Origin of the sequence: Desulfonatronum thiosulfatophilum (assembly GCF_900104215.1) — a bacterium.
GTDB classification, from domain to species: domain Bacteria; phylum Desulfobacterota; class Desulfovibrionia; order Desulfovibrionales; family Desulfonatronaceae; genus Desulfonatronum; species Desulfonatronum thiosulfatophilum.
Map to the genome: position 1 here is coordinate 207,726 of NZ_FMXO01000001.1, position 12,832 is coordinate 220,557.

The window sequence follows — 12,832 nt, forward strand, 5'->3', positions numbered from 1 at the left end:
ATTATGAGCACTCTTAATATACGTTGGAAAAACCAGGACGCGCCGCAATTTAAACTGAACGCGGACAACCTGCACGAGATACACCCGCAGTTGCAGGCCGTGCATGCGCCGTTCCTCGTGGCCGGGACGACAAGCCGCAAGCATTTGACGCTGAAAGAGAACACGGCGATCAAGATCATTTCCGATGGGAAGCACTTGGTGTTCCAGGCAGACGCTGACGTGGAGTTTAATGGCCAGACTGCGTTGGATTTCGGCTCTTCGTTCGATCCCGGCAAGGATTATTACATCTATCTGTGCGACAATGGAGACGGAACATCTGAGCTGGTGACCTCGCTCAATGCGACCTACCCCGCCAGCTACACTGCGGACTCCAGCCGCAAAATAGGTGGGTTCCATACCCTTTGCGCCAACGTCGGGACGATCAGCGGGCATGCGCTGTCCGGCTACCTGGCCGGTGACATCCTCCCGGCGTCCATTTGGTGCCTGAATCACCGGCCCGTCAGTGCCCCCGAAGGCATGGTTTATCATGCAGGCATCGACCGCTGGGTGGATATCTACCTGGCCAGCATCAACGCCGGAGAACTGGCCAGCCGCAACGGCGCGGCCCACGTGACCGGCGACACGGCCACGAAGTTCCATTGGTACAAGTTCAGTCAATGGCTGGGCAGGATCGGCAAACGGATGCTGAATCAGCACGAATTCGTAGCCGCGTCCCTGGGGAGCAACCAGGGAACTAATATCACCGGCTCAGCCAACCCCACGAATACAGGCGGGTACGTGGACACGGCCGGGCGGAGGATGATCAGCAGCATCGGCTGTGAGAGCTGTTGTGGAGTTCTGTGGCAATGGGGTGAAGGTGATGGCGGCGGGCAGAGTGCAGATGCCTGGTTAGATGCCTTTGATGTTAATGATTCTGGCGTAGGTGGGCAACACAGGCTGTCTCCCAATCGGCCCTTGTTCGGCGCTAATTGGACTCATGCAGCGATTTGCGGTCCGCGTGCTTCGAATTGGGCTAACGGTCCGCTGACGCTGTATGCGACTAACGGCGTGCGGGGTCGCGCGGAGCCGAAGAATCGGGAATCGTAAAGCGGGGATCGTAAATCGTCGCGAAAAATTTGGCTATCCGGTCTCTCGGCCCTTGTTCGGCGCTAATTGGAATAATGCAGCGATTTGCGGTCCACGTGCTTCGAATTGGAATAACAGTCCGCTGAATCTGAATGCGAATAACGGCGTGCGGGGTCGCACGGATACGAGGATTCTCAAGCGCCGTTGGGCATTCATGCCCAACCCGCCCAAACTCCACGGCTGGATCGGATGGCCATGTCCGGTAGCTGAAAGGCGAAAGGCAAAACACCAAGCGGAGGGCATCCCGGGCTAGTAGGTTCGCCGAACGTCCGGGATGCCAAATTAAAAAATGAAACGACAAGGAAACCTCTGGCCCGCGATTACGACGTCTGAAAACATCCATGCGGCGTATTTGCGAGCGCGCCGCGGCAAGGCATGGCAGCGCACCATTCAATCTTTTGAACAGGATATAGCGGGTAATCTGGAGCGGGTCCGCCAATCTCTAATCCGGAAGACGTTCCGGACCTCTCCATATAACGTCAAGACAATCCACGAGCCAAAGAAGCGGGATATATACGTTCTGCCGTTCGCACCGGATCGAATTGTGCAGCACGCATTGATGGCCGTGGTGGAGCCGATCTGGGACAGGATGTTTATTGATGACTCGTATTGCTGCAGGACCGGAAAGGGCATCCATTCCGGAAGTTTGCGGGCGATGCAGTTCGTTCGCAAACATAAATACTGCCTGAAGTGCGACGTGTCCAAGTTTTATCCGTCCATTCAGCATGATGTGTTGTTTGGCCTGGTGCAGCGCAAGATCAAGTGTCCGGATGCTCTCTGGCTGTTGCGGGATGTCATCTATTCCACAGGTGGAGGGGCAAACGCCCCTATCGGCAACTATACCAGCCAGTGGTTTGGGAACCTGTACCTGCACGAGCTGGATATGCAAGCCAAGCACGTCTGGAAAGTTCGCGCATATCTGCGGTACTGCGACGATTTTTGCTTGTTTCACGATGACAAGGCCGTGCTGCGTGACCTGGCCACGAAGATCCGCGAGTTCATGTCCGAGCGCCTGGGGTTGCGCCTCAGCAAGTGCGATCTGTTCCCTGTCTCGCGAGGACTGGATTTCCTGGGCTATCGGCACTTTCCTGACGGCTATGTCCTGCTCCGTAAGAGGACGGCAAAGAAGATGCAGCGCCGACTGCGGACAATCCCGGCGATGTTGGCCAGCGGGAGGTTGACGTTAGAGACTGCCCGCTCGGTTGTGGCCTCAGCAAAAGGATGGATGAGATGGGCCAATACAAGAAATTTAGCAATGGCAATGAATGTGAACGACCTGGAACACACTATAAGGATGGAGTTGGCAAAGGATGGAAGCCCCTCGGTTCAGTGATTTCGCAACAGAAGCCCGGCCCCTGGATGGAGAGAAAATAAAAATCGACGACGTGGTAAACCTGGAAGTCCTTGTGACGGGGCATTCCATTAAGACAAGCAAGTACAAGAAAAACGTCTCTGGCCTCTTCCTCACAATCCAATTCGAAAGAGAAGAAGCCCGCTACATCTGCTTCACCGGCAGCGATGTCCTGATCGAACAGTTCCAAAAATACGGAGACAAAATCCCCTTTCGAGCGACAATCAAAAAGATCGACAGGTACTATACCCTGGCATAGCAACCAGCGTGCCAGCGCCCATGAGACAGTAAAAACAAATTCTCAAATCGCGTGCAAAAGTTTCTCAAGTCGCGTGCGCGGTTACATGAGGCAACCGGAGAACGGATTTCGGTTTTCGGTTGACGCCCTTCTGCTCGCCTGTTTCGCCGCCGGACGGCTACCGGAAAGGGTTGCTGATCTCGGGACCGGGTGCGGTGTGATCAGCCTTGGTCTCTTGCTGCACTACCCGGAACACGATTTTCAAATCACTGGCCTGGACATCAATCCGGACATGATCAGCGCGGCCGGAGCGAACGCGCGCAACCTCGGCTTTGCGGATCGGTTCACGTCGGTGCACGGCGATGTCCGGAACCTCGCCGACATTTCGAGACTCCAGACCAACGACTGCGATCTTGTCCTGTGCAATCCTCCATATCGTCTTCTGGGCCAAGGAAGAACGCCATCGGCCCCGGCCAAGTGCCTGGCCAAGTTCGAGACGGATGGTCGACTGGAAGACTTTGTCCGTGGAGCATCCAGGATTTTGAAGACCAGGGGCCGTTTGTGCATGGTCCACCTGCCGGAACATGCCAACCGGGTGTTGCAGGTTCTCAATGCTCACCGGCTTGAACCGAAACGGCTTTGCCTGGTCCACCCATACAAGGACAAGCCTGCATCCCTCCTGCTGCTCGAGGCCAGAAAAGGCGGCAATCCAGGCTTGTCCGTCGAACCTCCGTTGATCCTGTATGCAAGGGGGGAATCGCCTGCGGGACAGGTCAACCATGCTACCCCTGAAGCCATTTCTTTTTGTCCATTTCTGCGGTGCAACAGTTCAAGGGCCATTCATCTTGCATCGTGAAAAACCTCCGCTTCGCCCAAAACCATCCCCCTACCGGTGCAGATTCTCCCGCACCCAATACAGCACGTTGAACCTGCCCTTGAGTTTTTCCATCAGAGCATCCAGAACATTTTTTTCCAGGTCCTGAATCCGCACATAGACCTGCCTGTAGCCTTCTTCCTCCTGCTGACCATAGGAGGTAAGAATGCTGATGATCCTGGTCTGTTCCTGACGCAGCACTTCCAGGACTTCCTTCAGGCTCCCTTCGGTGTTCGGCAGCTTGAAAGCCAGCAACACGCCGCCGAACTGGGCTCCGGTGATGGCAATCAGTACCTTGAAGACATCGCTTTCCGTGATGATCCCGGCAACCTTTCCTTGCTCGTCGACAACAGGCAGACCGCCGACCCGTTTCTCCATCATGACCAGAGCGGCTCGCTCAATGGTATCATTGGGCAAAACAGTGAACGGCTTCTTGGTCATGATGTCTTTGACCTTGATCTCCGAAAGAAGATAGTACAATTCATGGATGTCGAGGGTTGTGGCCTTGGACGGCGATGCTTCCTTGATATCCCGGTCCGTGACGATACCCAGCAACTTGTTTCCGGCGTCCACGACGGGAAGTCTGCGAATGCGCTTTTCCTTCATGATTTTGGAAACCTTCATCATGGAAACATCCTGTTCCACGGAAATGACATCCCTGGTCATCCAGTCACTGATAAGCATTGATGATTCCTCCTTATAATTGAAGCATTGCCGAGTTAAGCACAAGAAGCGGAAGAGATATCAATTATCAGCCTGAAAGGAAACTATGAAATCATTATACCTGGACTGCACAAGCGGGATCAGCGGCGACATGCTTCTGGCCGCGTTGATTGATCTCGATTTGGATATGGCTCATCTTGCCGACATCTTCCAAAAATCAGGACTGGATGTCTCCTTGTCCGCCATCAATGATGTCCGGTGCGGACTTTCCGGCAAACGGCTTGTGATTGCCACAGCCTCCGCATCCGCCCCGCCGCTACGTCATCTAGCGGATATAATATTAATTCTGGAACGACTGCCGTTGTCTCCCGACGTGCTGGCCAAGAGCAGACAGGCCTTTGAACGATTGGCCGCTGTTGAGGCAAAAGTTCATGGCGTTGATCCGGCAACCATTCATTTTCACGAAGTCGGCGCAGTGGATACCATTGTTGATGTGGTTGGAGCCTTCTGGGGGGTGGAACAACTCGGCATCGAAAAAATCCGCGCAAGCAAGCTCCCGTGGTTCCAGGGCCAGGTTCAATGCGCCCACGGCCTGCTTCCCCTACCCGCGCCCGCCGTGGCCGAACTGCTGCAAGGCAAACCCGTCTATGCCACGAAGCACCGCGTTGAACTGATCACTCCCACCGGAGCCTTGCTTCTGGATTGCCTTGTCCAGGACTTCACTCCAGGTCCGGAGGGGCGTCTTCTCAGGTGCGGCATCGGCCTGGGAAGCATGGATCTGGCCGACCAGCCAAACGCTCTGCGCTGTTTTCTTTTTGAGGAAACTCTATCCGAGCAACCCGAAGGGAAGGTCGTTGAGGAAATCGTTCTGCTCACGACCAACATCGACCACCTGACCGGAGAGGAACTCGGCAGTTGCTTTGATGCCATTATCCAGGAAGGCGCCCTGGACGTCCTATACATTCCCGGAGTCATGAAAAAGAACAGGCCCGGCGGACAAATTCAGGTCCTGTGCCGCCCAGAGCACCTGCCTACGGTGCAGGAAGCATTTTTTCAGCACACCCTGAGCCTTGGAGTTCGCCGTCAACGAATTGAACGCGTCATCTTGCCAAGGCAAGAGATTGCTCGCGAGACGTCGCTTGGGATGTTGGAAATGAAACAAGCGGAGATAAACGAGCAAACCTTCTCTCGTCCGGAATTTGAGGCGCTCCAGAAGCTCGCTCAGCGCACAGGGCGCTCCGTTGCGCAACTCAGATATTTACTGCAGGAAAAGGATGAGCAACCGGGCAAATAACTTGAAGGCTCACCCATCCCACCTCAAACGGGTATTCCCAAACACAACCCCTAAAGTTTTTCCTCCTTCCGTCGATAGAGAGTTTAACACTGAGCGGCTGCATTCAACGTGAGTGCGGATCATGTCCATGATGGACGGTTTGACGCTCAGGCAAGGAAGCCAACGTTTCGCAAGGAGGAAGTATCATGGCAATCAGTATCTATAACAACCTAATGGCAGGGAACGCCGCCCGAAACCTGAGCGGCAACTATCAGGCTCTGGGAGTTTCCACGCAACGCCTTTCATCGGGTCTGCGAATTAACAGCGGTGCGGATGACGCAGCAGGTCTGGCCATTCGAGAACTGATGCGCGCTGAAATCGCATCGCTGAATCAGGGCATTCGGAATGCCAACGACGCCATTTCCATGATCCAGACGGCCGACGGCGCCCTCGCCGTTATCGACGAAAAGCTGATCCGGATGAAGGAACTTGCCACTCAGGCCGCCACCGGCACGTACAACTCTGACCAGCGTCTGATCATCGACTCCGAGTACCAGGCCATGGCTTCGGAAATTACCCGTATCGCGAGTGCAACCAAGTTTAACGGCATTTATTTGCTTAACGGAAATCTCTCCTCCAGTGATACTCCTCACGCATTGGGAACTGGATCTAATCCGGGTCATAGCGGATCAGGACTCCAGTCCACGGGTCCAATGAAGATTCACTTTGGCCCATCCAACAGCAGCTCGGAAGATTACTACTACATAGCAATCGGCTTATCGACTGCATCGGCTTTTGGTCTTGGCACTGGCGCCGGCAACATTGACAACGGAAGTGGTGTCACCGGTGCCGGTCGGTCAATTTCTACTCAACAGGGAGCTCAGCAAGCCTTGGATGCCCTGGAAAAAGCTATACTTTCCAAGGATAACGTTCGAGCCAGCCTTGGTGCTCTCCAGAACCGACTCTCCAACACCATTACCAATCTTCAGATTCAGGCGGAGAACATCCAAGCCGCGGAATCGCGGATTTCCGATGCGGACATTGCTCAGGAAATGACCCAATTCGTTCGCAACCAGATCCTGACTCAAGCCGGCGTTGCCATGCTCGCCCAGGCCAACAACCTGCCCAGAATGGCTATGCAGCTCATCGGCGGATAACAGGCACGCATTCATGACTAGTAGGCCGGACCCCACAAGGGCCCGGCCTTTTTTATCAAGATCCCGCCACTGTCGTGTTCGGTGAAATCCTTGCCAATATCTGTTGCTCCCTTGAAGAACTATTTACAGGCCTCCCAAAACTGGTTGCGGCTGCGAAGAGCGATTTGAACGCCAACTCTCGTTTCTCTAACAACCCCATCTCATGGCACTGACTTTGCTTGAGGTTATGAACTACTAAGTATAACGGCATTTTTTTCCGCTAGGGTTGCACTTATGGATACAGAAGCTCTTTTATCGGGACAGATCAGTTTCACCGGCCTGGGCTCCGGCACGGACTTCAAGACCATGATCGACCAGCTCCTCAAGCTGGAGCAGCGTCATACCGCTCGCCTGGAGATATGGAAGGCGGAATGGGAGGTAAAACAGGCCGGTTTCCGGGAACTGAACTCCAAGATGCTTTCCTTGAGGACCAATCTGCAAGGGATGAACACCATGAGTCGGTTCATGGTCAAGGGCGCAGACAGCATCAACACAAACGTGCTGACAGCCACGGCAACGGACAAGGCCCAGGTAGGAACCCATTCCATCACAGTCAATCAACTGGCCCAGAATCACATCCTCACTACCGACGCCCCAGGGCAGACATCCTCTACCACGGACATCACCAGCGGCTCCATTTCGGAATTCTCGTATACCTACAAGGGAAAAACCAGAGTTTTGATCATTCCCTCCGGGACAACCCTCGAGGGCTTTCGAAACCTGATCAACACAGACCCGGAAAACCCCGGTGTACGGGCCGGCATCATCAAGAATGCTGAAGGGGATTACCGCCTGCAGCTGCGCGGGATGGACCTGGGAACCGGCAAAAATGTCGTAATTGAAGCGAGCACTCTTGATGGGTTTAGCGCAAACGATTTTGTGACAACCCTGAAGGCTCAGGATTCCCAAATCAAGCTAGATGGATTTCCTGCCGAGGACTCCTGGATCGAACGCTCTACGAACTCCATTTCAGATCTCATCGAAGGCGTTACGCTCAACTTGCGCGAACAGGGCACGACAACCCTGAACATCGCGGTGGATAACGAGCAGGTCAAGGACAACGTCCGTCAGTTCGTCAATCAGGTGAATGAAGTCCGGCAACAGATCAATGAACTCTCAAAGGTCGATACCAGCGGGAACGGATCGATCCTCACCGGCAACTATGCCATCCAGATGATCGATTCCCGGCTGAAGTCCATTCTGGCAGTGAAAAGCATCGGGTTCGACGTGAACAATGACGTGTTCAGCTCCTTGTCCATGGTCGGCATTACGACGGATGCAGATCAAGGATCACCAACATTCGGCATGCTCAAGCTGGATGAAGAGGTTCTGGATCATTCCCTGCGCAACCGTCCTGATGCCCTGGCTCAAGTTTTTGCAGCGGACCACATCGGTTCCAGTGATTCACAGCACTTCCGGTATCTTTCGAGCGTCGACGGCGTGACCAAAGGCGGCGAGTACTCCGTACAGTACACGGTCAGCGGAGGAACCATCATCAATGCGACCATCAACGGTAACCCGGCCAGTTACAGCGGCAACGGCGAAATAACCGGCCAAAGCGGCAAGCCCGAGGCAGGCATGGTGATCAAGGTGGACGACCTGGCCACGGAGGGGACGTTCACGGGCAAAGTTTTCTTGAAGTACGGCAAGATACCTGAACTGGCTGACGCGCTCAGGGACTTGACGGACATTTCATCCGGCCCCCTGAAAATTCTTGAAGAGAATTACGACGACATCACGAAAGGCATCGATCGGAAGATCGAATTTGAACAACGACGCATCACCCGACTGGAAAGGGATTTGCGCAATCGTTTCGCTCGTTTGGAAACACTTCTTGGCTACTACGACCAACTCGGTCAGGCAATGAATTCCCAGATGGGCATGCTCCGGTCCGATAACAAATAATTACGCAACACACCTGGACGATCATCAGGAGATTTCATGTACAACGCAGCACGAGCCTATCTGCAGACTCAAGTGACGACGACCAACCCCGGAGACGTTGTCGTCCTGCTGTATGAAGGCGCCATAAAATTTCTGCAGCAGGCCAAGATTAAAATGGCTGAACGCGACATGGAGCAAAAAGGGATCCTGATTTCCAAGGCTCTCGACATTATCGCCGAACTCGACGCGAGCATTAACACGCAAAAGGGGGGCGAACTGGGCGAGAACCTGCATAAGTTGTACTTCTTCTGCAACACAAGATTGCTGCAAGCCAATCTGAAACTCGATCCGAAGCTTGTGGATGAAGTGATCACCATTCTTTCCGGACTGAAATCCGCGTTCGAGGAAATCAAAGGCCAAAACCATACGCCGATGCAGTCCGTAGCTTCCGAGATGAACTCGGCCACATCACCAAATATTGCACCGCCCACGACGTCTCCAACCATGAGCATGAAGTACGCCCGAAACGCCTACAAGTAGACGCCGCAATACTGCGGCTTCATCCAGAGCTTCCATGTAATGCAACCTTGCTTGATTCTCTTCGCTGGAAGGGCTAAGTATGCGGATATTTACTGAACGTCTGTTCCCGAGGAATCAACATGGAGATAACCTGCCCCAAGTGCGGCTTTACCCGAAACATTCCGGATGAAAAAGTTCCGCCGCGTGCTGAAATAGCCACTTGTCCGAAATGCAAAGAAAAATTTCAATTTCGCACTGCGACTGAAACAATTCCCCCGCCGCTTCTCAGCGAGACCAGCCAGGAACAGGACCCATCGCCGCAACATCCCGGCAATCAAGACAAAGACACCTCCCAGGAAACATTTCAGCCGGAGAAATCCGAAAAACCGGGTTCAGGCAATGGGGATTTCTGGGACAGCCTCGCCTCCATGGGTTCGCCTCATCAGGAAACCCAGGACGAACAACCCTCCGACGTCACTCCTAACGGAGAAATTGAGGTCCCATGGGAACGTCTGGACCTCCATGGCTTTTTCCCCGGGATGTGGGAAACCATCAAACGTGCCATGCTTCGTCCGGTCGGCTTTTTTCAAGCCATGCCGGTGGGATCCGGCCAGATAAAGCCCCTGATCTTCTACCTTCTGATTGCCGAGTTCCAGATTGTTCTGCAAATGCTCTGGGAAATGACCGGAGTGGCCCCAGGCATGGCCGGCGAGGGAGAGGCCATGGGCATCAACGTCCTGATGCTTCTGGTGGGCTATCCGGCAATCTTGACTTTGCTCCTGTACGTTATGGCCGTTCTGGTCCATTCGTGTCTGAATCTCGTCGGCGGCGCCACGCGTGGGTTTGAGGGTACTTTCCGTGCACTGACTTATGGCAGCGCCCCCATGGTCATGACGATCGTACCGATCATCGGGCCCTTGATAGGCGCAATATGGTCGCTTGTGGTGACGTTTCTCGGCTACAAGCACATCCATGGGACAACGACGGCCAAAGTCATCCTGGCCATGTTGCTTCCGTTGATTCCGTTTGTTCTTATCCTGGCCGTGGTCATGTCCATGGCCCAAAACAGCGGCGTGCCGACTTTTTAATCCATAATTTCTCATTTTTTTTTGGAGATTCGCCGTATGTTCATCACGTGGCTGAAGAATAAGTGGTCCGCCTACAGAGAAAACCATGAAATCACGAGGCAAACCAAGCCTGAGGCGCTGCTGGACCTTTCCCGGGAAGTCCGGGCTTTGGCTGAAGCCGTGAATCGCTTCTGGGTCAACGAACCGAAACACCGGGACAGATTGCTGAAAATCGAGCAGGAAATGAAAATACTTGAAAAAATCATTGAGCGCCCGAATTTCCGCCTTGTATCGACCGAAAAAAGAATCCAGTTGCGGGAAAACCTGATCGAATCGCGAGAACACCTTTTGGAGGCAGTCAAGGAGGCACCGACCGCCTCTTCCTTGCCGCAATGACTTGGATATTCAAAGCAAACAAATAAATAGCGCTATTTATTGGAGCAAGTCGAGACGCTGAAGATTGAACCAATGGGACGATGTAATAAGCAAGGTATTTCCCCGTGATCCCGTACGCCCCGTGGTTGATCATCCTGAGCTCATAGTTACGTGATCGCCAACCCAGAAAAAAGAGCTTCCTGATGCAGTCCCGATCCGCACGACTTCCACTGATCCTGTTCCCGCTCCTAGGGCTGCTGATGCTTGCCGGTTGCGGTTATGTTGAGCGGGTCGATTACTGGGAGCCGCGAATAGGTCCCCAGGAAATCGCCACCGACGCACCGGTGTTCCGCAACGCTCCGGTGATTTCCCTTTACCCCACAAATTCCCCGCCCGCCCCGCTTTCCGCGATTTTTTATCCCCCCCGAGTCACCCAGCCTGTCGACAATCCTCTTGTTCTGGGTCACGCCTTGGGGCGGATCTTCTGGCAGACCTGGAATCAGACATTAGTTTTTCCAACGCTTGTCTACGAGGAGGAAACCCAGTGGCCCGGTTTACCTCGAGCTCTGGACCGGGCGCGGGCTCTGGATGTGGATCTGATCATCCGTGCGGAGATCCCCTACTTTCTGAGCGGAGGCTCCCGCGGTACCACGGGGATCAGCTTGTACACGGAAATTTTTGAAGTGGAAGGCGGTCAGCGAGTCTGGATCATGGAACACTCCGGACGCATGGAGCCCCAGCCCCGCCGCGATTTCATCATCGCCCACCACACCCGCCGCCTACCCGTGGAACCAATCTATTCCATCATGACCCTCCTAGCCTGCGATCTGGCAATGCATGTCGGGCAATGGAACAATGGTTGGGAAAGGGTTCAGGCTTGTAGGTAAAGCGTTACCCCTCACTGCCGAACAGCGTCCGCGCCAACTCTTGAACGTTGCTCAAGCCTTTCGGATTTTCAGCGCTACGGGGGGTGAGAATGGGGGTGTAGCCGAGGCGGTCGGCTTGGCGTTTGCGGACGTCCTGGGCCAGGACGGGGCGGATCTGGCCGTTGAGATCGACTTCGCCCCAGAGCACGGCACGTTCCGGCAAAGGTTTGTCCAGGAATGATGAAAGCACGGCGGCCACGACTCCGAGATCCAGTCCGGGATCCTGCAGTCGCAGGCCGCCGCCGATTTTGGTGTAGATGTCGAACTGTCCCAGGGGCAGGCGTAGGCGCTTTTCAAGAACGGCCAAAAGCAGGTGCAGACGGTTGGCGTCAAATCCGAGCACCGTTCTGCGCGGCATGGGCAGAAAGCTCTTGGTGGCCAGAGCCTGCACCTCCACGGCAAAGGGACGGTACCCGTCCAGGGCCATGACCAGAGCCGTGCCGCTCAGACCGGTGTCCCGGTCGCCCAGAAAGTACTCGGAAGGATCGGGCACCACGGTCAACCCGTGCTGTTCCATCTGAAAAACCAGCAGCTCGTTGCTGGGCCCGAAACGGTTCTTCGACACCCGAAGCAATCGGAACATGTGCTGCCGGTCCCCTTCCAGGGAGAGCACCGTGTCCACCATATGCTCCAGGAGTTTCGGCCCGGCAATGGCGCCGTCCTTGGTCACATGTCCAACAAGAATAAGGCAGACCCCATGCCCCTTGCAAGCTTCGACCAATCGGGTGGCCACGGTGCGGACCTGACTGACGCTGCCCGGCAGGCCCTCGGATTCATCCGAGACAATGGTCTGGATTGAATCGACCACAAGCAAAGCCGGCGCATCGGGCTGCAGTATCAGGGAAAGGAAGTCCTCCAGCCGGTTGCTGCTCATCGCCTTCAACTGCGCCACAACAGATCCCAGGCGCTGTGCCCTGGACTTGATCTGGCCCAGGGATTCCTCTCCGGAAACATACACTACCCGCCGTCCGGCCTTGGCAGCCTGGGCGGCCAACTGCAACAACAGGGTGGACTTGCCGATTCCCGGCTCACCTCCCAACAGCATGGAGGCGCCGGGCATCAGCCCGTTTCCCAGGAGTTCGTCCAACCCCGGCAGGCCGGTCTTCCAGGACTCGGCTGCCGCTTCGGCTTCATCCATCAAACTGACGGGTTTGGCGAGCGAAACATGCCCCGGCTTTGCGGGAGCGCTTTTGGGGGCCTCCCGGAGGGAGTTCCACCCCTTGCACTGGGGACATTGACCCTGCCAGCGGGGAGTTTCTGCTGCGCAAGCAGAACAGACGTAGGAGATTTGGCGAGGCTTCATGAAGATGTCGATATTCGGCCGCGACGGCACTGTGCCGC

13 protein-coding genes are annotated in these 12,832 nt (G+C 54.9%); 11 read left to right on the forward strand and 2 right to left on the reverse strand.

Going from position 1 to position 12,832, the window contains the following annotated elements:
* The first annotated feature begins 3 nt into the window (after positions 1-3).
* The 4 genes from BLP93_RS00950 (at position 4) to BLP93_RS00965 (ending at position 3,570) form a co-directional block, all read left to right on the forward strand.
* A complete protein-coding gene (locus tag BLP93_RS00950) occupies positions 4-1,086 on the forward strand; it encodes a phage major tropism determinant (RefSeq protein WP_092116295.1) in 1,083 nt (360 codons plus the stop codon).
* 328 nt (positions 1,087-1,414) lie between these two features.
* A complete protein-coding gene (locus tag BLP93_RS00955) occupies positions 1,415-2,458 on the forward strand; it encodes an RNA-directed DNA polymerase (protein ID WP_092116297.1) in 1,044 nt (347 codons plus the stop codon).
* A complete protein-coding gene (locus BLP93_RS00960) occupies positions 2,436-2,735 on the forward strand; it encodes a hypothetical protein (RefSeq protein WP_092116299.1) in 300 nt (99 codons plus the stop codon). The genes BLP93_RS00955 and BLP93_RS00960 overlap by 23 nt, the downstream gene beginning before the upstream one ends.
* An 85-nt stretch (positions 2,736-2,820) precedes the next feature.
* A complete protein-coding gene (locus tag BLP93_RS00965; protein WP_092116301.1) occupies positions 2,821-3,570 on the forward strand; it encodes a tRNA1(Val) (adenine(37)-N6)-methyltransferase in 750 nt (249 codons plus the stop codon).
* Between the two features lie 30 nt (positions 3,571-3,600).
* Here BLP93_RS00965 and BLP93_RS00970 read toward each other — a convergent pair whose 3' ends face one another.
* Positions 3,601-4,272 carry a CBS and ACT domain-containing protein gene (locus BLP93_RS00970; RefSeq protein ID WP_092116303.1) on the reverse strand — a complete coding sequence of 224 codons (672 nt, stop codon included), beginning with the start codon at positions 4,270-4,272 and terminating at the stop codon, positions 3,601-3,603.
* Between the two features lie 85 nt (positions 4,273-4,357).
* On the opposite strand from BLP93_RS00970, the gene larC reads away from it, so the two are divergent.
* From larC to BLP93_RS01005, 7 genes are all read left to right on the forward strand, one after another.
* The gene (gene larC, locus BLP93_RS00975) at positions 4,358-5,545 is read left to right on the forward strand and encodes a nickel pincer cofactor biosynthesis protein LarC (RefSeq protein WP_092116305.1); all 1,188 of its coding nucleotides are present in this window, start codon (positions 4,358-4,360) and stop codon (positions 5,543-5,545) included.
* A gap of 185 nt (positions 5,546-5,730) precedes the next feature.
* Positions 5,731-6,681: a flagellin N-terminal helical domain-containing protein gene (locus BLP93_RS00980; protein WP_092116307.1), complete on the forward strand. Its 951-nt coding sequence runs from the start codon at positions 5,731-5,733 to the stop codon at positions 6,679-6,681.
* A 273-nt stretch (positions 6,682-6,954) separates the two neighbouring features.
* Positions 6,955-8,625 carry a flagellar filament capping protein FliD gene (fliD, locus tag BLP93_RS00985; protein ID WP_092116309.1) on the forward strand — a complete coding sequence of 557 codons (1,671 nt, stop codon included), beginning with the start codon at positions 6,955-6,957 and terminating at the stop codon, positions 8,623-8,625.
* Between the two features lie 36 nt (positions 8,626-8,661).
* Complete coding sequence (fliS, locus tag BLP93_RS00990; protein ID WP_092116310.1) at positions 8,662-9,144, forward strand: flagellar export chaperone FliS; 483 nt, start codon at positions 8,662-8,664, stop codon at positions 9,142-9,144.
* Between the two features lie 119 nt (positions 9,145-9,263).
* A complete protein-coding gene (locus tag BLP93_RS00995; RefSeq protein ID WP_092116522.1) occupies positions 9,264-10,211 on the forward strand; it encodes a YIP1 family protein in 948 nt (315 codons plus the stop codon).
* A gap of 36 nt (positions 10,212-10,247) precedes the next feature.
* Positions 10,248-10,586, forward strand: a complete 339-nt coding sequence (locus BLP93_RS01000; protein WP_092116312.1) for a hypothetical protein — start codon at positions 10,248-10,250, stop codon at positions 10,584-10,586.
* 182 nt (positions 10,587-10,768) lie between these two features.
* Positions 10,769-11,452, forward strand: coding sequence for a hypothetical protein (locus tag BLP93_RS01005; RefSeq protein WP_092116314.1), 684 nt, complete (start codon positions 10,769-10,771; stop codon positions 11,450-11,452).
* A gap of 4 nt (positions 11,453-11,456) precedes the next feature.
* Here BLP93_RS01005 and radA read toward each other — a convergent pair whose 3' ends face one another.
* Positions 11,457-12,794 (reverse strand): DNA repair protein RadA, encoded by a 1,338-nt coding sequence (radA, locus tag BLP93_RS01010; protein WP_092116316.1) that lies wholly within the window; start codon positions 12,792-12,794, stop codon positions 11,457-11,459.
* Between the last annotated feature and the right edge of the window lie 38 nt (positions 12,795-12,832).